The organism is Sphingomonas sp. NIBR02145, assembly GCF_027359115.1.
Classification (GTDB): domain Bacteria; phylum Pseudomonadota; class Alphaproteobacteria; order Sphingomonadales; family Sphingomonadaceae; genus Sphingomonas; species Sphingomonas kyeonggiensis_A.
The window spans coordinates 3820553-3845751 of sequence record NZ_CP114791.1 but is presented as its reverse complement, the minus strand read 5'-3'; the positions used below and the strand labels follow the sequence as shown (position 1 = coordinate 3845751).

Sequence of the window (25199 nt, the reverse complement as noted above, 5' to 3'; positions counted from 1 at the left end):
AATCAGCGCTCGCGCCCGGCCTCGTCGATGGTCTCGGCGATGGGCGACAGGAGATACTGGATGATCCGGCGCTCGCCGGTCCGGATCTCCGCCTGTACGGCAAGGCCAGGGCCGATTGGCATCTCCCGGCCCCCTATCGCGATCGTGCGACGCTTCAGGCGGACGCGCACCGCGTAGATCAGGCCGCGCTTCTCGTCCTCGATGGCGTCACGGCTGATCGACGCCACTTCGCCGTCGATCAGGCCATAATCGGTGAACGGGAACGCCTCCAGCTTCACCCGCACCGGCTGCCCCTCGCGGATGAAGCCGATGTCGCGATTGAGGATCTGCGCCTCGACCTCGACTTCGTCCGCCGACGGCACGATCACCAGGAGCGGCTGGGCGGGCTGGACGACGCCGCCCACGGTGTGGATCGCCAGCTGCTGCACCACGCCATCGACCGGCGAGCGGAGTTCCTGATATTGCCGGCGCCGCAGGGTCTTGCGGATTTCCTCGCTCGCCACGGCGCCCTTGTCCTCGGCTTCGGAAAGGTCGGAAAAGGCCGCTTTGCCGAAGGTCTCGCGCAGCCGGGCGATCTGCGCATCGGTATTGGCGATCGCCGCGCGTGCCTTGGCGGCGGTGCTGCGCTGCACCGCGATATTCTGGACATGCTCGACGCGCAGCTGCTCATATTCAAGCAGCTTGAGCCGCGAATAATAGCCCTTGTCGGTCAGGGTGCGCCGCCCTTCCAGCTGCTGGTCGACCAGCGGCAGGGTCTGCAGGAGCTTGGCGAGCTCGGCATTGGCCGCGGCGAGATCGGCACTGCTCTGCGCGCGCGCTTCCTGGAGGCTGGCGCGCTCGGCTTGATATTCGGCGACCGCGGCCCTGGCGAGGCCGGCCTGCGTCGCCGCGACCGCCGCCGGCGTCCCCTCGGGCGGGACATAGGCCAGGTGCCCGGTCGCGAGGTAGCGTACCAGCGCATCGCTGCGCGCCTGGGTGAGCCGTGCCGAGAGCAGGCCCTGGCTCGCCTGGGCATCGTCCGCGCCGGCGAGCGTCGGATCCAGCTCGATCAGCAGCTGCCCGCGCTTCACGCGCTGGCCGTTGCGGACATGAATCGCACGGACCGCGCCGATCTCGATCGGCTGGATGATCTTGATCTTCGCGGACGGCACGACCTTGCCGGTGGCGACCGCGACGGTATCGACCTTGCCGATCCACGACCAGAGCAGCGCCACGCCGAACAGCGAGCACAGCAGCAGCATCAGCCAGCGCAGGCCGGGGCTCGGCGGCTTCTCGATCATCTCGAGCGCGGCGGGCAGGAACTCATGGTCGAGCTTCGGCCGTCGCCGCGCCTTTGCCTCGCTCTCCATCCGCCAGGCCGTGCGCAGGACCTGCCAGTGATGCGCGAGATTGGGGAAGCGCGCCGCGAGGGTCACAGCGCAACTCCCATCTGCTTGGCATAGAGCTGCGCGTAGCGCCCGCCCGCGCGGATCAGGCTGTCATGATCGCCATCCTCGGTGAGCGCCCCCGCCTCGACGGTCACGATCCGGTCGCACTGGCGCACCGCAGACAGGCGATGCGCGATGATGATCACGGTGCGCCCCTTGGCGATGACCCCGAGGTTGCGCTGGATGATCTCCTCGCTCTCGGCATCGAGCGCGCTGGTGGCTTCGTCGAGGATCAGGATGCGCGGATCGGTCACGAGCGCACGGGCGATGGCGAGGCGCTGGCGCTGGCCGCCGGACAGGTTGCCGCCGCGCTCGTCGATCACGGTGTCGTAGCCGTGCGGCAACTCGAGCACGAAATCATGCGCGCCGGCCATCTGCGCGGCGGCGATAACCTGCTCCATCGGCCGGGTCGGATCGGTGAGCGCGATATTCTCGCGGACCGAACGGTTGAACAGGATGTTCTCCTGCAGCACCACGCCGATCTGGCGGCGCAGCCATGCCGGATCGACCAGCGCCAGATCGACGCCATCGACCAGGACCCTTCCCTGCTCCGGCACGTACAGCCGCTGGACGAGCTTGGTCAGGGTCGACTTGCCCGATCCGGAGGGCCCGACAATGCCCAGCGTCTGCCCCGCCGCGATCTCCAGGGCGACTCCGCGCAGCGCCTCCGGCGCGTCGGGCCGATAGCGGAAGCGCACGGCATCGAAGCGGATGTCGCCGCGGATCGCCGGCAGGCTGGCGCGATTGGGATTGTGCTCGGGCTCGGCGGGCGCGTTGAGCACGTCGCCCAGCCGATCGACCGAGATGCGCACCTGCTGGAAGTCCTGCCACAGCTGCGACAGCCGGAGGATCGGCGACGCGACCCGCCCCGACAGCATGTTGAAGGCGACGAGCGCCCCGACCGACAGGTCCCCCGCGATAACCTGCTTCGCGCCGAAATAGAGGATCGCGACGGTGGTGAGCTTGGAGACGAGCTGGATGCCGTGGCTGCCCCAATTGGCCAGCGTCATCACCGAGAAGCCGGTCTGGGTGTAGCCGGCGAACTGCCGTTCCCAGCGCGCGCGCATTTGCGGCTCCACCGCCATCGCCTTCAGCGTCCCGATCCCCGTCACGCTCTCGACGAGGAACGCCTGGTTCTCCGCACCGCGCCGGAACTTCTCATCGAGGCGCGCCCGCAGCGTCGGCGTGATCAGGATCGAGATCGCCGCGTAGAGCGGGATCGACAGCACCACGATCAAGGTCAGGATCGGGCTGTAGAGATACATCACCGCGAAGAACACGATGGTGAAGAAGAGATCGATGACCACCGTCACCGCGTTGGAGGTGAGGAACTCGCGGATCCGCTCCAGCTCGCGTACCCGCGCCACGCTGTCGCCGACGCGGCGCGCTTCGAAATAGGAAAGCGGCAGGTTGAGCAGGTGCCGGAAGAGCCGCGAGGAGAGCTCGGCATCGACGCGATTGGTCGAATGCGCGAACAGCCAGTTGCGCAGCGCCGACAGCGCCGTCTCCCAGGTCAGCACCACCGCCAGGCCGATCGCCAGCACATCGAGGGTGGACAGCGACTGGTGCACCAGCACCTTGTCGATCACCAGCTGGAAGAAGATCGGCGAGACCAGCCCCATCAGCTGGAGGAAGAAGGAGGCGATCAGCACGTCGCGCAGCGGCTTGCGATATTTAACGAGCGCCGGGATGAACCAGCTGATGTCGAACGGCCGGCCCGTGCCCGCGATCGCCTCGCGCGTGGTCATCAGCAGCAGGCGGCCGGTGAAGCCGGCGGCGAACTGGTCCTCGCTCCAGATCTCCGGCGCCGCCGCGCCGCCGCGCTGGACGAGCAGGCGCCGCTTCTCCTCGCTCTCGTCCACCTTGAGCAGGATCACGGCCTCGCCGTCCTCAAGCTCGGCGAGCGCGGGAAGCGGGCGCTTGATAAGATCACGGATGGCGCTGGACTGGATGCGCGCGACGATGCCGATGCGCTTGGCGGCACGCGCAAGCCCTTCAAGGCGGAAGTCCGTCCCCTGCCCCTGTTCATGGGCAATCTGCGCAGGATCGGCGGGCACCCCCAGAAAGCGGGCGACAAGCACGAATGCATCCAGCGAAGCCGACGACGCGGCTTTCTCCCCCTCGATCACAAATCCCCCCGAACGCGTTACGCGCACAACATTTGAGTAGCGTCAGCTGGTTGTTCGCTGCCCCCAGCGCCCTGGAACCAGGGTACGCAGCTATTCCTTGAGCTGCGCCGCGATCGCCTCGACCAGCCGGTCTCCCGCATCCGCCTCGATCCGCTGAACGGAGCGCAAGCCCGTCTCGAGATCGGTGCGGTGGAGATTGAAGGCCTGCCCGCGCAACGGCTTGGCAATGAGATCCGCGATCATGATCTCGAGATGGCGGTTGGTCGCATCGGCGAAGGGCGCGATGAGATCGACCAGCCAGAGGCGGTCTCCCTTGCTCCATTCGTCCATGGTCAGCCGATTCTCCGGCTCGATCATGCCGCGCTGCAGCTTGGCCTCGCCCTCCGCGGTGGTCCTGGCCCATAGCGCCAGACCCACCGGCCGATCGCCGTCGCGGAAGATGTAGAACTGCTCGTTGAGCAACGCCGGCATCACCAGCCATTCGAGATCGCCGATCGCAAGGCCGCGGTGCAGCGGCGACTGGGTGAGCAGCCAGGTCATCTCGCCCAGGAGGTGGCTGACGGTAGGAGGCGTAGTCATCTGTTCCATGGTCTTCTCTGTCATGCCGCGGTCGCGGCATAGAAATCATATGCCGGCGCAATACCGGCCCGTTCGAGACGCATCTCGGCGGCCGAGCCCGCGCCGAACCCGCTCATCGCTTGTCGCATCAACGCGAGCCGCGTGTCGAGCAGATCGGCGCCATCCCCTGCTTCTTCGCGCGACAGGCCATCCGGCGCATCCAGTTCCTGCGGCCATTGCAGATTCCGCGCGGGCACCGCGGACTGCAGGTCGGCCGAGGGGGAGAAGGCAAAGGCCACGTCGCCCATCGTGCGCGTCTTGCCGTTCTGCGTGAACAACGCCGTCGACATCAGGACGTTCGAGCCCATTTTCTGGTTCGCGACGCTGGTCGCGATGCCGCTGGTGCGGATCTCGGTGATGGAGAAGTCGCTGAGCGACCGGAGCTCCCCTTCGTCGCTGCGGCCATTATAGTTCGCGTCGAACCACACCTTGAGCTCGCCGAAGCGCGCGTCCGCCGCGGTGATCTTGCCGTCCTTGTTGCTGTCGAGCGCCGCCAGCCCCTCGAGATTGGTGCGGGCACCGGCCTTCTCGCCCAGGAAGGAAAGCTCGGCCCCGCTCGTGATCAGCCCGTCATTGTCGCGGTCGATGACCAGGAAGCCGTCTCCCCGGGCGACCCAGCCGGTGTTGTCGCGCACGCCGTTGCCGTCCATGTCGAACGATGCGTCCGAATTCACCTGGTGCTCGAGATCCATCCCGTCGCCGTCGAGATCGAGGACGAACGCGCCCAGCATGCCGATCGTCTTGTCGCGAAGGTGGATATAGGTCGCCGCCGCCATCGCGCCGGCGCCCGGATCGTACATCGTCGAGGCGTTGCGCGGGCGGACGATCAGCTGTCCGTTCGCCGCGCCGATGCGGGTCTTGCCCGATTTCCAGTCGAAACTGTCCTCGGTCATCGCCGGCTTCATGCTGGTGCCGGGATCATTGCCGGCATTCTCGAAGCTGAGCCCGGCGTCGAACAGCCTGCCGACCGTTCCGTTGCTCCGCATGAAATTTCCGATGCCATAGATCACATTGCCATTGGCGCCCGCCTGATCCGCAGCCGTCGCGCTGAGGTTGATCGAGACGATATCGGCCTCGGCCAGGCTGCGGATCTCGCCGGCATCGGAAACGCCGTTCGAGTTCGTATCGAACCACAGCTTGAATTCCGCGAAGCGCGCATCGAGCGCCGTCAGCGCGCCGTCGCCATTGCTGTCGAACGCCTTGAGGCCCTCGAGGTCCGTCTTCGCCCCGGCCAGGTCCCCGACGAACGAGATTTCCGAAATGCCGGAGATCTTCCCGTCGCTGTTGCGATCGAGCGCCAGGAACGCGTCGCCCGATTCGATCCATCCGGTTCGCTCCAGCGCGCCATCGCCGTCCATGTCGAAGCGCGTCGTGCTGCCGGCCAGCGATACCAGCCCGGCACCGTCCCCGTCGAAATCGAGGATCACCGGCGCCGCGATGTCCCGCGGCTTGGACGGATCATAGACGAGGAAGACGTCACCGACGGTTCCCGTCGTCCCGTCGGCGCGCAGATACTGCGTCGTGCCGTAGATCGTGTTCTCAACCTCGCCGGGCTCCGCCCCCGTCAGGTCGAGCGACAGGTTCATCTGGACGATACCCAGCTGCGCCAGGGTGAGGAGTTCGCTCGCCTGGCTGATCCCGTCCTGGTTGGCATCGCGCCACACGCGGAATTCGCCGAAACGCGCGTCGCCTGCATCGAGGAAGCCGTTCGCGTTGCTGTCGAACGCGCGAAGCCCCTCGAGGTCGGACATGGCGCCTTCGGCATCGGATGCGAACGAAATCTCGCTGGCGTCGTCGATGATGCCATTGCCGTTGCGATCGAGCGCCAGGAAGCCATCGTCGCTGCCCACCCAGCCGGTCTGGTCGCCGATGCCGTCGAGATCCATGTCGAAATAGATCGGCGAGTCCGGCGCACTGACCAGCTCGATGCCGTCCCCGTCCAGATCGAGGACGATCGGGGGAACGCTGTTGGTGTCGTGCTTGAGGAAGGTGATGGTCAGGTCGGTGGTGCCGACGGTGCCCGAGCTGTCCGTCATGACGAGCGTGAACTTGTAATCGAGATAGAAATAGCGCCGTCCGCCGAGCACCGGATGGTCGCGCACCCCGCCTTCCCATTCGCCGTCATTGGGCACGGTGAAGGAGAGGTGTCCGTTGGAAGTCACGAAGACGTCGGGATACCCGTTGTCGACATCCTCGCTGCTGCCCGACGAGATCTCGTACTCGCGCTTGATCAGGTTGGTGAGCTGGAAGGTGATGTTGGTGCTGCCATTGTCGGGGTCATAGGCGTAGAGCCAGCCGAAATCGCCTTCCGCCTGATCGTCGCGGATGGTGAAATGGTTGGGGCCGGACAGCACCGGCGCCTCGGGCTGGTCGGTGACGGTGATCGTCGCAATCGCGTTGCTGGTGAACTGACCGTCGCTGGCCGACACCTCGAGGTTGAAGACCGCCCGCGAGGGATCATTGCCCACGAAGACCTGCTGGGACTCATAGTGCCCGCCCGCGTCGGGATCCTCCACCCAGACATCGCGCCACTCATAGACCGCGATCAGGCTCTCATAGTCGACCGAGGCGTTCTTGAGGCTGATCTTGCCCGTCGTCGGATCGATGACGAACATCCCATATGCCTCGTCGCTGCCGTCCGCGAAGGTCCAGGTGATGTTGGGCGTGGTCGCATCGACATCGCTCAGCACCAGGTCCAGCCCGGCGATCGGGACGAGCGGCCCGGGGGATGCGCCCTCGGCCAGGAAGGTGGAATCCGAGGCGACGCTGTGGGCCTCGTTCCTGTTCTTCAGGCCGATCGTCAGCGTCGAGGTGACCTGATTATATCCCGCCCCACCCTGGTTGTCGCGCACGGCAACCGTATAGACGCCGGCCGACATCGTCTCGAAGTTGAGCGCCGCCGCGGTCTTGACCATGCCGGTGACCGCATCGATCGAGAAACGGCCATCGCTCGACGTGCTGCTCGCGACGCCGTTGTTCAGGAAGTAATAGCGCTGCTGCCCCGCCACGCTCGCGGGGCCGTCGATGTCGCTCGCAACCACCTGGGCGATATCGGTACCGATGGGCTCGTTCTCGAACACGTCCATCGCCAGCGCCGACGCCACGCTGTTGGCTTCGTTGACGTCGGCCAGCGCGATCGTGACCACCGAGCTGGCCTGCCGATAGCCGGCCGCGCCCTGATTGTCGCGGGCGATCACCGTATAGGCAGTCGATACCGGCCCGGTCTCGAAGTTCATCGCGGCAACGGTCTTGATGACGCCGCTGATGGCGTCGATCGTGTAGCGGCCGTCGCTCGAGGTGCCGCTCGCGGCGCCCTGGTCGAGGAAATAATAGCGCTGCTGGCCAAAGGCGGTGCCGGCCTTGTCGACGTCATAGGCCGAGACGGTGCCGACCACCGCGCCGCCGGCGAGGTTCTCCGCCACGCTCATCGCATAGGCGCCGGGCAGGCTGTTCGCCTCATTCACGTCGACGACGCCGATCGTGACGATGGAAGTCGACTGGGTATAGCCGGGGTTGCCCAGATTATCGCGCGCCGCGACCGTATATTCGCCGCTGGGAGTGCCGAGCTCGAAATCCAGTGCGATCGCGGTCTTGATGACGCCGGTGAGCGCATCGATGGTGTAGCGCCCATCATGGGAAGTCGCGCTGACGGTGCCGTTGTTCAGGAAGTAATAGCGCTGCTGGCCGAACGCCGCGCTCGGGCGGTCCACATCGCCAGCCGCGACCGTGCCGACAGTGGTGCCGATCGCGAGGTTCTCCGCCACGCTCATCGCATAGGCCAGCGGCAGGGAATTGGCTTCGTTCGCGTCGGTGACGCCGATGGTCACCGTCGCCGTCGCCTGATTGTAGCCGGCCGCCCCCTGATTGTCGCGCGCGGCGATCATGTAGGAGGTATTCGCGACCGTCTCGGTCTCGAAATCGACCGTCGCCACCGTCCGGATCACGCCCGTCACGACATCGATCGCATAGCGCCCGTCATGGGAAGTGGCGCTCACCACGCCGTCCTTGATGAAATAGTAGCGCTGCTGGCCGAACATGCTCCCCGGAGCATCCAGGTCGCCGGCCTTCACCGTCCCGACGGTCGTGCCGCTCGCGACATTCTCGGCCACGTTCATCGCGTAGTTCGACAGGCTGTTCGCCTCATTGGCGTCGGCGATGGCGATGCTGACCGTCGAGGTGACCTGATTGTACCCCGCCGCGCCCTGGTTGTCGCGGGCGGCGACGGTGTAGGCGACGTTGGTCGTCCCCGCCTCGAAGTCGAGCCCCGTCTTGACCCGGATGACGCCGCTCAGCGCATCGATCGTGTAGCGATCGTCGAACGAGGTCGCGCTCGCCACTCCCTGGTGGAGGAAATAGTAGCGCTGCTGGCCGAACGGCATGCCGCTGCCGTCGATGTCAGTGGCTGCCACGGCGCCAACAGTCGTGCCGGCCGCAGTCCCTTCGACCACGCCCATCGCGTAGCTTTCGGGAATGGCATTGGCCTCGTTCGCGTCGGTGACGCTGATGGTCACAGTCGACGTCGCCTGGTTATAGCCCGCCGCGCCCTGATTGTCGCGCGCGGCCACGATGTAGCTCCGGCTTCCCGTCTCCGTCTCGAAGTTCATGGTCACCGCGGTCCGGATGACACCGGAGACCGCATCGATCGCGTAGCGCCCGTCCCCGGACGTCGCACTCGCGACGCCGTCGTTGAGGAAATAATAGCGCTGCTGGCCGAACAGGACGCCGACCGCATCGAGATCGCTGGCCACCACCGTGCCGACGCTGGCGCCGACCGGAACATTCTCGGCCACGCTCATCGCCAGCTCCGCCGGCAGGCTGTTGGCTTCGTTGAGGTTGGTCACATCGATGGTGAGCTGCGACGACGCCTCGTTATAGGGGCCGTTCCCCTGATTATCGCGCGCGACGACCGTGTAGGTCATGCTTGCCGGGCCGCCCTCGTAATTGAGCGCCGCCGCCGTCCGGACCGCGCCGGATATCGCGTCGATCGTGTAGCGCCCGTCGAAGGACGTTCCGCTCGCCACGCCGTCCTTGACGAAATAATAGCGCTGCTGCCCGAACGCGGTCCCCGCGCCATCGGTATCCGTGGCGTGCACCGTATCGACCAGCGTCCCCACCGCGACATTCTCGACCACGCTCATCGCCAGGCGCGACGACAGGCTGTTGGCTTCGTTGACGTCGTTGACCGCGATCGTGAAAGTCTGCTCGACATAGGCGCCAAGCTGGTCCGTCGCGCGGATGACGATCGTGTGCGAGCCGGCATTCTCGGAGTTGAGCAGGCCGTTGTTGGCGACCCTGAGCTCGCGGCCGAACAGCGCGAAACGCCCGCCCGCATCGTCCTTCAGCTCATAGGTGATGACGTCGCCAGAGTCCGGATCGACGGCGCTTACCATCCCGACCACGGTCGCGTTCGCCGCATTCTCGCTCACCGAGCCGGTGAAGACGAGGTTCGCCGGAGAGGCATTGATGGCGACCGTCGTCTGGACGGCATCGGACACCGCCAGCGTTCCGCCCTCGGACGCACGGGCGGTCACGGTGAGCAGGAGATCCTGGCTCCACCCGGCCGGCGCGATCACCTTCAGGCCATCGGCCTGGTCCGCCGGCAGCTTCCAGACATTGTCCACCGCATCGAACGCACCGGCGCTGAGCGCCACGCCCGCCGGTACGCCAGCAACCCAGATTTCCTGGGTCTCGGACCCGTCGGTATCGGGGAAATTGACGTCGATCGTGAGAGCGATCCCGCCCTGGCCCGACGTCCCCGACCCGCCGGAGAGAAGCGCGATCGTGGGCTTGTCCGCCTTCGGCTTGATGGTGAGCTGGAACTCCTCGGTCGACGTCACGCCGCCGGCATCCTTGGCGACGATCCGGATCGTGACCGTGCCGCTGGCATAATCCTTGGGCGAGATGGTGAGGGTGCGCTGGCCCTGCGAATTGGCGAGGCCGAGGACAAGCCCCTCGGGGTCGATCAGCGACTGGGTCCCGATCGCCTCGGCGGTGACCTGCACCCCGGCATCCGGGGTGAGATCATCCGTCGCCGTTACGGTGAGGGTCAGATCGCCGCTCTCGTTCATCTCCTTGTCGGGGATGGCCTCGATCACCGGCGGCGCATTGAGGCCCCAATAGGTGGCCCATTCCACCCGATAGTTGGAATCCGCCATCAGCGTATCGCGCTGGGCCACCGTAGTCGGCTTGGTCTTGGTCGCCATCAGGGCGATCAGCCCGTCGACGTTCACCTCGCTGGTATAGCGCACATCGGCGATGATGAAGTCGATCCGGTAATTGGCCCGGCTCTGCGCATCCGAGATCAGATACCAGTCCTTGATCAGCACGCTCGTCGTGGTGCCGATCACGCTGACCCGCATGTCGTCATTGACCTGCTCGAACCAAAGATCCTTGTCCTGGATGCGCATATTGTCCTGGAAACCCAGCACGTCGATATCGTCGCCCGACGGGTCGTAGTTATAGATCGTGTCGGCTTCGGAGCTCCGCGTGACGATGTAGGTGTCGTTGTCATCCCCGCCATTGAGGATGTCGTTGCCCGCCCCGCCATCTAGGAAATCGTCGCCGCTCTCCGCGTAGAGCGTGTCGACGCCGGCGCCGCCGAGCAGCGTGTCGTTGCCGGAGCCACCCCAGATGATGTCGTCGCCGTCTTCCCCGACCAGCATGTCGTCGCCGTCATCGCCGTACAGCGTGTCGTTGCCGGTGCCGCCCCGCAATGTATCGTTGCCGCCACGGCCGCGCAGCATATCGTCGCCGTTACGCCCCCACAGCGTGTTGCTCTGGCCGTCGCCCAGCACCGTGTCGTCGCTGTTCGTGGCCATGACCGATTCGATGCTGTCGTAGACATCCCCGGCTGCCGAGCCGGCATTGGCGGCGTTGTTCTCGAGATCGACCACCAGCCCGGGCATGTTGACCACCCAGTCGCCATATTGGGCCGTGTCGTTGCCGGCGCCGCCGAAAAACTGGTCGGCACCATTGCCGCCGGACAGGAAGTCGTTGCCCGCGCCGCCATACATTATGTCATCGCCGTCGTCGCCGAGCAGCATGTCATAGCCGTCATTGAGGTCGTTGCCGTCGACGTTCCCGCCATAGAGGATGTCATTGCCGCGGCCGCCCATCAGCTGGTCGGTACCGTCGCCGCCATACAATATGTCGTTGCCGTCCTCGCCGGCAGCCCAGTCATCGCCGGCGCCGCCTTCGATCCAGTCGTTGCCCGCGTCGCCGAAGATGGAATCGCGGCCACCGAAGCCGAATATCCGATCCGCGCCGCTCTGACCGCGCAGCGTGTCGTTGCCGGTGGTGCCCTCGAAAATATCGGGCAGGTCCGCAATCGCTATATTCCAGGAATTGGCAATCTTGAACGGACTATTCACGTCCGTGGCCAGGATGGTCAGCCGGTAGGTGTTTTCCAACTCGAAGTTCATCGCCGCGCCCATCTTCAGGCGCACGACATTTCCGACGATCTCAAACCGCTCATCCAGGATCGAATAGGTGTAGCTGTTGTTGGCCCCCTCGATGTCGGGATCGGTTACCGAGAGCGTTCCGATCTCGATCGCGGGCCGGGTCGTGTTGGTGGCGACATGGTCGCGTTCGGCCAGGCTGGTGATCGAAGGCGTGAAGTGGATCGCGGTCGGCGCCTCGTTGACATCGGTGATGACGATCTTGACCTGCGAGGTCGTCAGATTGGTGACCCCGGTATCGCCGCCATGGTCCGCTGCGCCCACGGTATAGGTCCTGGGGCCGGACTCGGTTTCGTAGTTGAGCGCGTTGAACAACCGGATATTGCCCACCGCATCGATCACGTAGCGCCCATCGGACGACCACAGGCTCCGCACGCCGTTGTTGAGGAAGAAATATTCCTGCTGCGCGAATACCGACCCGCCAAGATCGCCGTCGGTTGCCACCACCGTACCGACGATCCCCGTCTGGTTCTCCGCGAAGCGCATTTCGATGTCGGCCGGCAGCCAGTTCGGATCGTTCCGGTCTTCCACCGTGATCGTGACGGTGCTGGTGGCCTGGCTATAGGCACCCTCGCCAAGATTGTCCCGCGCCACCACGGTGTAGGAAAGCGGCTCGGGCTCGGCTTCGAAGTCGATCGCCGCCGCCGTCTTGATCACGCCGGTGATGGCATCGATCGTATAGCGGCCGTCGAGCGACGTGCCGCTCACCTCTCCATTGTTGAGGAAATAATAGCGCTGCTGGCTTCCGGCGCTTCCGGCACCGTCCACGTCACTCGCCGAGACCTGGCCCAGCGCCGTGCCGATATCGACATTCTCGGCCACGCTCATCGCGTAGCTGCCCGGCATGCTGTTCGGCTCGTTGGCGTCGGCGATGCCGATCCGCACGGTCGAGCTGGTCTCGTTATAGCCGGCAGCGCCCTGATTGTCGCGGGCAATGACGACATAGTCCGTCGGCGCCGCCTCCGCTTCGAAATCGAACGTCGTCGCGGTCGTGATGATGCCGGATACGGCATCGATGGTGAAGCGTCCGTCGAACGACGTCGCACTCGCGACCCCGTCCTTGAAGAAGTAATAGCGCTGCTGGCTGAAGGCGCTGCCGCTGTGGTCCGGATCGCTCGCGACGATGGTGCCCACCTGCTTGCCGGGCGCATTGTTCTCGGCGACGCTCAGCAGATAGTCGGCAGGCAAGCTGTTCGCTTCGTTGCCATCCGCGATGCCGATCGTGACTGTCGTCGTTACCTGGTTGAAGCCGCTCGCGCCCAGATTGTCGCGTGCCGCGACGACATATTCGCCGCTGGCCATGCCCTCGAAATCGAGGACCATCGCGGTCTTGATGCGTCCAGTGGTGGCATCGATCGTGAAGCGGCCATCGAACGACGTCGCGCTCACGACGCCCTGATGGAGGAAATAATAACGCTGCCCGCCCAACGACACGCTGCCGATATCGGTGTCGCTCGCCAGCACCTCGCCGACCACCGTGCCGATCGCCTGGTTCTCGGCCACCTGCATCGCATAGCTGGATGGCATCGCGTTGGGCTCGTTCACATCGCCGATGTTGATCGTCACCGTCACCATCGCCTGAGCAAAGCCGGGATTGCCCTGGTTGTTGCGCGCCACAACCTTGTAGGCGCTGCTGGACTCGCCTTCCTCGAAGTTGAGGGGCGTTGCCGTGCTGATCGCGCCGCTGACCGCGTCGATGACGTAACGTCCGTCCGCGGAGGTCGCATAGGCCCCGCCGGAATAGTAGAAATAATAGCGGAGCTCGTCGGATGAGCCGCCCGGGCTGTTGAGATCGATCGCGGCGACCGATCCCACGGCGGCTCCCGCCGCGAGATTCTCGTCGATATGCATCGGCTCGACGGGAGCCATCGTCACGCCTTCGTTACCGTCGAGAACCGTGACCGTGAAATTCCGCGTCACGATCGCGCCGTTCGAATCGACCACGCGAACGCCGATGGCATGCGAAGGCACGGTCTCGAAATCGAGAAGCCCGGGGTCCCGCAGGATCAGCTGGCCGTCGCCGGTGATATCGAACCGTCCGCCGGCATCGTCGGTCAGCGAGAAGGTGAGCGCATCGCCTTCGATATCCGTCGCCACGAACCGGGCGATCGGGCTGTCGACCAGTGCGCCTTCGATGACTTCAAGGACTTCGCCCGCAACGAGCCGCACGTCGCGCGGGGCGTCGTTCACTGGCCGGACGACAACGGACACCGGCACTTCGGTCGTGTTGCCGTCCGCATCCTTCACCAGGATCGAGAAGCTGTCCTTGCCGGTGAAATCCGCAACGGGCGTATAGACGAACTGGCCGGTCTGCGGATTGAGCGTGACCTGGGCTTTGGCCGGCGGCGTGCCGAGCGCATAGCTGGTGATGTTGTCGTCGTGATCCACCGCCGCGACCGAAGTGAGCGCGGAAGCGCTGTCCTCGTCGACGGTCAGCGTGATCGGCGCAGCCTGAGGCCTGGCTTTGCCGCCGGCGTGCCAATATTCCCCGAGCATCGCGACGATCGACTCCGGCATCACCGCCGGCGGGGATGCCGCGGAGATCGCAGTCATCGCGTTTACGAGCGCCTGTGCGTGGCCGAGGAAGAGCGTATGCGTCTGTGTCGACACCTCTCCCATCAGGGTCGGCCAGGAGGGTGCGAAATAGTTCTGGAGCGTGACGCGGTCCGTCGTGCCGATCACGGTGATCTGCAGGTTGTTGCCGACCCGTGCGAACCAGAGCGTCTCGAGGCTCACTTCCGCAGCGAATAGGATCCGGTTCTGGCCGCCGAAATCGATGACCGTGTCGGCACCGAAGGCCGCTTCGAAGATATAGAGATCATCGCCGTCGCCGCCGGAAAGCGTGTCCGCGCCGGCACCACCCGAGATCGTGTCATTGCCGTTGCCGCCATCGATCCAGTCGACGCCGCCGCCGCCGCTGATGTTGTCGTCATCGTCTCCGCCGTAAAGGCTGTCGCTGCCTTCGCCGCCGGTGAGCACGTCCTCGCCGGCATCGCCATAAAGGGAGTCGCCGCCGTCCCCACCGGACAGCAGGTCCTTGCCGTCGCCGCCGTTAAGGTTGTCGCCGCCATCGCCGCCAGAGATGTTGTCGTCGCCCTGATCGCCGTAGATGTTGTCGCTGCCGCTGCCGCCGATCAGGACGTCGTCGCCGCCCCGGCCATAGATGATGTTGCTGCCATCGAGCCCGTCGATCACATTGGCGCTGTCGTTGCCGGTCAGCGTATCGCCGAATGCCGAACCCGTGAGGTTCTCGATGCCGACCAGGATGTCGCCGGCGGCATCGCCCCCGGCCTGGGCGGTGGTCTTGTTCAGGTCGACCCGCACCGCCGCCGTCGAGCGTACGTACCGGGCGGTGTCTCCCCATCCCTTCACGCTCGAGGCGGAGTTGCTGCCGCCGTCGAGCAGATCGGCTCCCGCGCCGCCTTCGAGCACATCGTCGCCGTCGCCGCCACGCAGGGTGTCGGCACCCGCCCCGCCGCTCATCACGTCGTTGCCCGCGCCGCCATCCATCAGGTCGGCCAGTGCGCCGGCCTGGCCCATCATCAGGTCGTCGCCGGCAGTGCCGGAAAGCAGGTTTCCATCTGTCGCGGTCAGGATGCTGGCCAGCGACACGGACAGGCCGTCGCGGAACTGGAGCGTCTCGATCCGGCTATTGGCGGTGAAATGGTCCTTGATCGTGACCTGGCTGGTCGCCAGGCCGCCAAAGCGGACGATGAGATCGCTGCCGCTGACGAGGAAGCTCAGGTCGCTGAGGCTGATCCCCGCGCCGAATTCGAGGATATCGTCGCCCGCATCGATCGCAGTATCGAAATGCGCACGTGTTACCTGCTGGCCATTGGTCCGAGCGAAGCCGCCGAGCCAGCCGGCCTGGTGATAGCTCGCCGGCTGGGGATCAGGCTGCGTCGCGCTCGCATTGTTCGGCGCGAAGAGATCATAGTCATATACGATCTCGCCGTTCGGGCCGGTGATCTGCAGGTGCCAGTAATAGCGGTCCTCATAGCCGGGCTGCAGGATGTCGGTCGCTTCCCACAGGGTCTGGGAATAGCCGCTGGCTAGCGCGCCGGCCGCGGTAACGGCTTCCTCCATGGCGAAGCTGGCGTCGCGGATCGTGTCGGCGCCGTCCCCGACATTCCAGATATAGCTGTCGTCGCCCGCGCCGCCCCACAGCGTGTCGTCGCCCTGGCTGCCGCTGAGCTCGTTGTCGCCCGCGTCGCCGCCGAGCAGGTCGGCACCGCCGCCGCCGCTCAGATTCTCGATGCTCGAATAGCTGTCGCCGGCGGCGTCGCCGATATTGAGTTCGGCATTCGCCAGATACGCCCGGACGCCCGCTCCGGCCGAAGCATAGGAGGCAGTATCGAACCCGGCGCCTCCCACCAGCACGTCCGCGCCGGTGCCGCCGTCGAGCACGTCATTGCCCGCGCCGCCGTACAGGACATCGTCGCCGACCTCGCCCTTGAGCGTGTCGGCTCCACTATTGCCTGCAAGGATATCATTGCCGGCACCACCGGCGATCACGTCATCGCCCGCGCCGCCGGTAATCCAGTCCGCCGCGGTCGAGCCCGAGAGCGGGGTGGCGGCGACGCCGTCCGCACCGTCGGTTCCCGCGATCAGATTCGTCGCGCCCGCGGAAATGTCGAGGATGCCCGTCTGATAGAAAGCCAGTTTCTCGATCTGCCCCGGCAGCGCATACCAGTCCTTGATGGTGACGCTGTCGGCGAAGGAAGTCGCGCTCGCGAACTCGGCATTCTCGCTTGCAATGGAGATGACCAGGTCGTTCGAACCGGCCGGCCGGAACAGGATCAGGTCCTGGATATCGATGCCCGGCGCGAATTCTATCGTGTCGACGCCGCTATTGGCCACGACCGGAGCGCCCGCCGGCGGATTGAACCAGCGCAGCGTGCCCGTATCGCTGTCATAGTCGAACCGGCCGACCCATTGCAGGTCGGGGAAAGCGGCGGTGCCGACATTCTTGCGCAGATAGGTGCCGCCCGGACCGGTGACTTCACCGGTCGCCGAGACATAGGCGAAGCCAGCCGCCGCATTCCAGTTGCCGTTGCTCCAGACAACGTCCCAGTTCGCCGAGAAATCGTCGAACATCATGTCCCGGCCATCGCCGCGGGCATATTTGAAGATGTCGTTGCCGGCGCCGCCGACAACCTGGTCCCCGTCGCCGCGACCGCCCGACAGGATGTCGGCATCGTCACCGCCATAGAGATCGTCGCCGCCGCCATCGCCCGACAGGGCGTCAGCGCCCTTGCCGCCGATCAGCTGATCGACGCCGAGGCCACCGACGAGCAGGTCCCGTCCCGAATGCCCGGCGATCAGATCATTGCCGGAGCCGCCGTTCCCGATATCGTCGCCGCCGAGAAGGTGCAGCTGGTCGTCGCCCTCTCCTCCATAGACGAAGTCATTGCCGTCCGTGCCGATCAGCACGTCGTTGCCGGCGCTGCCGACGATGAAGCTGGTGATGTCGCCAATGCGGACTTCGTTGCCGTCCATGAAGCGCAGCCATTCGATGCGCTTGAACGGGTTGGAGAACCAGTCCTTGACCGTCAGCTGCGTGCCCGAGAAGCTCGTCACGCCATCGACCGTCTGCATCACCCGGATGACGAGATCGTCGCTGTCGCTGCTCGAGCGGAACAGCTGGAGGTCGCCGATGTCGATATCCTTGCCGAAGACGATCGCGTCCTCGCCACCACCGATCGTCGTGCCGTTCACCCCGGCGGCGTTGCCCACCCAGTTGCGCTTGACGATGCCCGAGATCAGATCGGCGAAGCGCTGGCTGACATAGTCGCCGCCCGACTGCGCCACCGGCGCGCCCGCGGGATCTTCCTCCAGGACGTCCACGCCGTCGCCGAGGCGGACGATATACTGATCGTTGCCCGCGCCGCCGCCCATCTGGTCGCCGTCGCCGCCACCGCCCGCCAGGATATCGTCGCCGCCGCCGCCGGTCAGTATGTCGGTGCCGACACCGCCCTCGAGCCAGTCCGAGCCCTCGCGGCCATGCAGGATGTCGTTCCCCGCGCCGCCGTCGAGATAATTGCCGTCACCGCCAAGCCCGCCGGCCGCCGCGCCGGCATCGAGCGTGTCATCGCCGTCGTCGCCGAACAGCCAGTCGTCGAGCCGGCCGCCATAGAGCGTGTCGTTGCCCGCACCGCCGAAGACGTTGTCGCCCAGGTCCGAGGCATGGACGACGTCGTTGCCGGCGTTCGCGAAGACCACCGCGGCGATCTTGATGTCCTGCCCGCCGAACATCTCGGTTCGAAGATCGATGAAATCGACGGTCGCCTCGTCAGTGGCACCGTTGACGATCGTCTGCTTGTCGATGGCGATGTCGTCGGTAAGCGTCCCGCGATAGCTGCCGTTGCCGTTCGCAACGAACCACTCGCGTCCATTGGTCGTGAAGTTGAAGCGCATCTCCACGGCGCTGGCGGCAACCGAGACATCGTCGAACCGGCCGTCGTTGAGCTCGTCGAGCCAGGTCGCATAGCCGCCGATCCAGTCGGTCGCGCCGCGCCGGTCGAGATGGAGATCCGCGGCCATCGCCAGCGTGGTCGCCCAGCCCAGCGCGAAATTGCTCTGGGGATCATTCGCGATCGCCGAGGCGATGACCTTCGCGTTCTCCGCGAACATCGCATAGTCGCGCGCCGTCGAGATGACCGCCACGATCTGCTCGACGCTGAAGTTGCCGGTCGCGTCGCCCAGCTGGCCGTCCACCACGCCGTCACTGGCGTCCAGCGCGCTGAACAGGGCGCGCTTCACAAAGACGTCGCCGCCCGCGGAATTGGCGACGATGTCCTTCAGGCCCTTGGCCGCGCCATAGGCGATCAGCGCATCGGCATCATGGAATCGCGCCTCGATCGCGGATTCCGACTGGGTGGAGATCGACCGGTAGACCCAATCCTTCTTCCGCATGCCATAGTTGCCGGCCTGCACGCTCTCCGGGGCGAGCAGCTTCGACTCGGTAGCCTGCAGCACCGAATTGTAGATGTTCGCCACTGCGTCCGAAACCGACTTGGCAGCGTCCTTGCTGCCGCCTTTACGGGCATAGGCGTTCGCGACGATGAACTGGTTGTTCGAAGCGTCCCATTCCACATCGGCGCCGGAGCGCGGCGTTCCCCCGAACACCGATCCGATCAGTCCGCCGACAAGGAAGCCGACGAACGCGCCCACCAGCGCGCCGACGGGACCGCCAACCGCCGTGCCAAGCCCCAGCGCCTTGATGGCGATGGCAGAGCCCGCAATCGCACCGGCGGCTGCGCCGATCGACGATCCGAGCTGGCCGCCGATCGTATCGAATTCGGCGATTTCGGAGGCCAGCGTGCTGCCGAGCCAGGAGGCGGCGATCGAAAGCGGATCGATGCCCTTGAAGACCGCACTGAAGCTCTTCGTTCCGGCAAGGAGCTCGGGCAAGGCCTCGATGGCCGCCGACAGATAGGCGCCGCCCACCGCCTGACCGAGCGCACCCGGCACGCCGCCGATACCGATGGCATCGAAGATCTCGCTGAGCAGGAACGAGGAAAGCGCGCCGGCGCCGGCGGACTTCAGGTTCTGGAGGAACTCGCTGCCGATATCGCGAAGCGCCTCGTCGACCTTGGTCGCCGCGCTCAGCGGGGTGACCCCGTCCAGTCCATAGACGTCGTTGAGGAGATCGTCCGCCAGCTCGCCGAGATTGCCGCTTACCGTCGAAAGGACCGCGCCCAGCGCGATCTGCGCCGCTACGTTGTCGCCGGCCAGGTACCGGCCGATGTTCGAACCGAAGATCGAGCCGAATTGCTCGAGCGTGAGGATGTGGTTCTCGAACTTGATGTCGACTTTGGGATCTACTTGGTCAATGGACTCGTGCGAGGGGGCTCGTTCGCGAACATAGGTCACGGTTGCATCGTCGCCAGTCCGCGTGACCGACGAATAGACAGTCGTGTCCTGCCCCTCGAATACCGTCTGCTTGGTGACCTGAACGATACGATCCCCGACACCGGTCGTGCCGTTGTTCAAGTGGAAGGTGGTGACCGCCTCCTTGGTCCCATCGGGATTGATGCGTATCTGGTACGTCACCGGGCCGTCAGGATCGATGATGTCCTTCAAGTCTATCGGCCGGCCCTCGTCGCCGCCCATTCCAATGAGCGCGTCGGCCCGACCGAGGATGCTCGCAAGCAGCTCTGGCTCGAGGCCCGGGATGTTATTGAAATCATTGGATGCCCATTGGCCCTGATAGGCGCCGCCGCTTAGAAACAGACCTCCGGTCCGTCCGACCACGACCGGCTGATCTGGAGCCACCTCGTAGTCATGCGATACGCCATTCTGGTCCACGAAATGGACGTTGACACGCTCCCCACTCGAATCCGTCGTCGATGTCGCGGTGAGCACATCGCCGTCGAGAAAGGATATCCGATAGCCGTTCCCCGAGCGTTCGAAATTGGTGATCAATTGCGCGCTTTCGACCACCAGAAGCGTGCGATCCGCTCCGTTTACAAAGGTGACCGCAGGCGTGTCTTCGATCGAATTCGTCAGGAAGGTGACGAACTGGCCGGAATCATGATCATATTTGACTACGCGGCGCTGGCCGCTTGTCGGCGCCGGGAGGCCGCCCAGCGAGTTGCCCCCGCTGACTTCGTTCGGCGTTCCTGCGGGCACTAGGAAGATCTCATACGGCGCGAAGGTGCGATCGCCGTAAATGAGCCGTAGATGCTCCGACGGGACATGCGCGTCCATCGCCGCCTGGCTGAGCGAAGTGTTCTGATCCGAATTGAGATGAAAGCCATGGGCCTCGAGCACCCGCCGGCTGTTTGTCAGCGCGTCATTCAGAAAATCGTTTCTGGCGTTGATCAGCTTTTCGTCGCGAGGCATGATAAGACTGTTTTGCCATGCATGGATGTCTCCCAGCCGCGACTGGAGCGCACCGACAAGGTCGAGCGATGCCTGCAAGGCCTTGTCGGTGAGCGGCACGGTAAGTGGGTCACCCTGCAACGCCGGCAACACATCCAGGATGCCCATAGCCGAGCTGAGCAGGCCTGAATTGTCGGTGAGCATCTGGGAGTAGAGCAGAACGCGCGCGCGCGTCACGTCCCGCTGATAATTGCCATCGACCACCACGTTTCCGTCGGTAAGTGCCAGCTTAACGGCCGCACCAACGAAATCTCCCCTGTCGAGAAGGTTATAGAGTTCGTGCCGATAATTGTCCTTGTCCGAGTCCGACTCGGACCCCGGACCAGGCAAGAGATATCCCTGATACCCTAGATCAAAGGCGACCGCTCGCTCTATGGAAGGCAGTAGGTTCGTGTAGAGTCTGTCAATTTTCTTTTCATAATCATCATCAATTACGGAAAAAAGACTCGCCGCCTGCCCAAGAGATATTGTTTTTCCCGTAAATACATCACGCATCAATGCGTTCATATTTTCCTGGGACAAACCCGACGCATTCTTTAACCTATTCAGAAGCGTCGGGTCACTTGGCAGATCCACTCCCGCCGCGACCAAATCATTATATAGACTTGCCCGGCGCTGATATGGATCATATCCAAATCCAAGAGCAGCATTCCCCTTGCCGTCGTTAGTGGTCCATCCTTTCCCTGTTCCGGTTGCAAGAGAAAGATCTTCAAGTGTTACGAGGAGAAATTTGAACTTGTCGTAAGTAGACCACCCTAGCGGCTCTATGGTTTGAAACCATTTACTCTTATACGGCTCGGCGTTCGAACCAAGATTAACGTTGCTCAAAATAGCATCGATGAGGATCTTCAGATCCGAAAATTCGATCGTGTTCAGATCCACGAAGCTGCCGAGCTTTCCGCCCGAGATTAGACGCCGGCCCATTATCTACCCCCTTTGCAGGCACGCAGCCCGACTGCATCTTTTCCGGTATCGATGGCCGCGACAAATAGCGCGGGCCTCCCAAGAGAAATCAGGATGTAAGAACCACGAATACTGATGGAGAACTTCTCGGCCGGCGAGATCCGCCTTAACGCCGCGAGAGCATCGCCATTTATCGCCTGCGCGCGCTCATATTCGGTTCCGGTGGTGCCCAGCCGCAATTCACGCGCCTTCTGCCGCGCATCGAAGCCATCGCCGCGCCCCCAGACACTCTCGCCCCGGCTCGCGAGGAAATTGAGCACGGAGATGAAATTGCGGCTGAAATTATTCCCCTTCGGAAAGGGCTGATCGACGTCGTCCGCGTCGCGGAACGGGATCCTGGCCAGGTCGAGGAAAGGGAAGGTCGCCCCCATCGCGCGCTGGTGCTTGAGCTGCCGATGCGCGGAAAAGGGGTGATCGCTTACCGCGAACGGCATGCCCCATCTATGAAACGAATAGTCGGGCGCCACCTGCTTCGCCTCGACTTCGATTTCGACGTCGCGGAAGATCGTCGCCTCGATCTCGTCATAGACGGTCGCCGCGGAGCCAGCCTCCCTCGCCCGGACCTCGGCATAGCTGCCGGACACTCTTACCGGCAGCGGGCTCTCGTAGATGAAGTCGTACGACTGGAATTTCTTGAACCGCATCTCCTGCAGTTCAGCCTCGCACACGTCGTCCAGATAGAGGTCTGAAGCAAAATCGATAGGCTTGGCCACGTCCGGGCCGGGCTTTGTCGGCTGCGTTGCCTTTTCAGGCCGCGCCGATTGCGCCGCCTGATCCGAACGTGGCTCGACCGGCCCCGCGCGACAAGCGCCCAACGCAACCGTGGCGACACTCACACACAACAGAACCGATATGTCGCGCCCGAAGCTCATCGCCGCACGCGGCCCACGCGCAGCGCAGCCGCCAGGCTTCCGCGCAACGCGCCGCCTCCCTCCTGCAAGCTTCGCATGACACCCCCGACTGCGACGACTGAGTTCGTTATCGCATAGATCTCAGCAGCCTATGCCGCACTTCGCACAAGTCAATCGGTGAGAAAGGACCAATTCGGCGCCTTCCTCGTAACCCATTGGATTGCTGTTTTGACCGCTTGTGACAGGGGCATCTTTTTCCGCTCGGGCAGGTTCCCGACGCATGCGCCATGAGAACTTGCGCCCCAGACGTAAAGCCGCCTGGGGAGCAAGACATCGAACGGAAGCGGCTAGGCCCTACCGCTCCGCCGGCACACCCCAGGCCGGGACCGCGTAACCGGGCGCATACATGTTCACCTTGGCGCCCGCCGCCTCGAACCACGCCTTCCACGCGGCACGGACAGCCGGCGTCTGGAGCGCGCTGTTCCTGGCGCTCGCGAGCTCGAAATAGTTCACCGTGACACCGCGCAGCAGGTCGGACGGGGGCGGCGGCAACACGATCTTTCCGCTGGTGTAGATGGGCGACGCCGGCGTGTTTTCGAGGCCGTCGGTCATTAGGTTCAGGATACGCTCCTCGCCACGCCACCCGATCGTGGGATCGTTCGCCGCGCGCAGGATCTGATCGGCGATCGGAGACTGGTTGCTCTCGCGCGGAACCGCGAGCTCGGCCGCGGCCTTGCCCAAGGGAGCGACGAAGCGCGTCTCATAGTCGCGCTGGAGCCGCACCGCCCCCTCATTCAGCGTGTCGGCCTCGGCGCCCTTGCCCGGCGAGCAGATGTCGAACGCGACGGCCAGGGGCTGGCCGAGGTCGCCACCGAACGGAACGATCGTCAGACGACCGTTGCGCGGCAACGTATCCCGCACATGGTTGATCAGCCGGGTGAAATGCTGGCCGGCGCCCGCCGCCAGCGCGTCGGTCTGGTCGAGCAGCGTCAGCTCCGCGCGCGAGGTCGGGCCCCGCAGGAGGCACAGGGTGGCGGGATCGCGCTCCGTCGCATCCCCCTGCTGCGCACCGCTTGCATACCAAGCCGCCATGCCCAGCAGCATCACCACGATGGCCGCGCCGGCCAGGATCAGCCGCCAGGGAGAAGGCCGGTCGCCGGGAAATGCATTCCAGGAGGTTTTCGGAGCGCTGTCGAAGCGGACGGATCGAAATGCCATGACCTATCTCCCTACCTGCCGAACCGAAGTATATTGTCGCCGCGACCGCGCGGGTTGCTGCGCGCCGCTTCCTCGGCCGCCGCGCCCATCTCGCCGATCCTGGAGATGGCCTCATCGGCCGCCGTCCCGATCTCGTCGGTCATGATCGGCATGGCGTCGCGGATCTTGGCGAGGCGCGCGACAAGGGCCCCCTTCGCATTGGTCTCGCCCGGGTCGATCGCGAGGGGCACCACGGCGATGCGCGGCGGATCAGCGTTGAAGCGGGTCAAGCTGCCGCGCTTGGGATGCACCATCTCGACAATTTCGCGATATTCCTGCTCGCGCGCGATGGCCGCATCCGCGATCGCATTGGCGTCGCCGAGAAAGTCGTCACGAATTTCCTGCGCCTTCGCAGTCAGCGCATCACCCTGCTCGACATGATCCTCCGCGACCTTGAGCAGCCGGTCGACCATGTCGAGCGCAAGGCCCCGCGCGGCATTGCACTGCGCACGCGCCCGCTCCTTGGCAGCCTCGAAGCGGGCGGTCGCCGTGGCCGCCGCGCGCTCGAGGCGCTTGAGGTCCAGGAACCCCCACATGGAGATCGACTTCCAGCAGACCAGCGCGAAGCCGGCGAGGTTGAGGATCAGATAGGGCATCAGCGACGTGTCGGTGAGCGGGGCGAACGGGGCGCTAGCCATCGTTGCCTGCGCCATTGCGGCGGCATCCGCACTCTTGTCGGCCAGTGCCTCGCGATAATGGGCGATTCCCAGCATGAAGAAGCCGACAACACCCAGCGCGATGGCGAACAGGCCATATCCACCGATCCGACGCCCAAGCTGGGGCCTCCGGAATTGCGCCCAGCCGATACCCGCGGCAATGCCGATGAGCGCGATCGCCCCGCCGACCCCGAGCGCGAAGCCGAACGCGTCGCGAAATCCCATCTCCCCCTTGAACAGGTGCGCGTTGACCACCGCCTCCGCGAGCGCCGTCGCCAGGGTCGTGGCGAACCATTCGAGCGCCGATCGAGCAGTGGGGACATCATGGACGGCATTGAGCGCCTTGAAACCCGAGAGCGCGGATTCCGTCTGCACCTTGGCGCTTGCGAGGCCGGGCAACCGCCCCGACAGGCCTGTCAGCACCTCCGCGATGCGAGACGCGAGCCCGGCCTTGATGCGCTTGAGCTCGGCATCGCTCGCATCAATGGTCATGCCAAGGAGGCTTGCAAGAATGCGCCTAACCCTCCGGTTCGCACGACGCCGGCCGACCTCGATCTCGCGCCCATGGGTCGTCCGGATATCGAGCTCGATCGCGGTCGGGCGCAAATCTTCCGGCGCCGGCAGGCCTTCGCGCGCCTGCGGTACCGCGCGCTGCGGAATCCGGAGCTTCTTGGCAAGCGCGTCGCAGGTTTGCGAGACGTTGCGCCACAGGGCGGAGATGTCGAGCGCGACCTCCGGCCCCTCGAAGACATTGTACACCACCGAGACGATGCCCATCGTTAACCCCTTCTGCCTTCCTCCCCATTTTCAAATGGGCTGCAGGTCGGCTCTCGCGACCGCATCGAGGCCATTACCTCGAGCTTGGCACTAATTTAACCAATAATTAGCGATTCTTCTATCGACTTTATTATTAGATTATCCTAGCTGGGCCGATTTTTATCGAATCAATCTTCAC

Annotated in this window: 7 protein-coding genes; all 7 read right to left on the bottom strand. The window is 64.7% G+C overall.

The genetic code is table 11. From position 1 onward, the window contains the following. Nucleotides 1-2: 2 nt before the first annotated feature. Entirely contained in the window at nucleotides 3-1415 is a 1413-nt protein-coding gene (locus tag O3305_RS17440) for an HlyD family type I secretion periplasmic adaptor subunit (RefSeq protein WP_269573667.1), read from the bottom strand. Then, nucleotides 1412-3508, bottom strand: a complete 2097-nt coding sequence (locus O3305_RS17435) for a type I secretion system permease/ATPase (RefSeq protein ID WP_269573666.1) — start codon at nucleotides 3506-3508, stop codon at nucleotides 1412-1414. Before O3305_RS17435 ends, O3305_RS17440 begins: the two co-directional genes overlap by 4 nt. Before the next feature lie 138 nt (nucleotides 3509-3646). Beyond that, nucleotides 3647-4144, bottom strand: a complete 498-nt coding sequence (locus O3305_RS17430; RefSeq protein WP_269573665.1) for a toxin-activating lysine-acyltransferase — start codon at nucleotides 4142-4144, stop codon at nucleotides 3647-3649. A gap of 11 nt (nucleotides 4145-4155) precedes the next feature. Next, the gene (locus O3305_RS17425) at nucleotides 4156-20847 is read right to left on the bottom strand and encodes an SPM autocatalytic domain-containing protein (protein WP_269573664.1); all 16692 of its coding nucleotides are present in this window, start codon (nucleotides 20845-20847) and stop codon (nucleotides 4156-4158) included. 593 nt (nucleotides 20848-21440) lie between these two features. Further along, the gene (locus tag O3305_RS17420; RefSeq protein ID WP_269573663.1) at nucleotides 21441-22352 is read right to left on the bottom strand and encodes a hypothetical protein; all 912 of its coding nucleotides are present in this window, start codon (nucleotides 22350-22352) and stop codon (nucleotides 21441-21443) included. A 333-nt stretch (nucleotides 22353-22685) separates the two neighbouring features. Beyond that, entirely contained in the window at nucleotides 22686-23549 is an 864-nt protein-coding gene (locus tag O3305_RS17415; protein WP_269573662.1) for a hypothetical protein, read from the bottom strand. Nucleotides 23550-23560: 11 nt separating this feature from the next. Then, complete coding sequence (locus O3305_RS17410) at nucleotides 23561-25021, bottom strand: hypothetical protein (RefSeq protein ID WP_269573661.1); 1461 nt, start codon at nucleotides 25019-25021, stop codon at nucleotides 23561-23563. Nucleotides 25022-25199 lie beyond the last annotated feature (178 nt).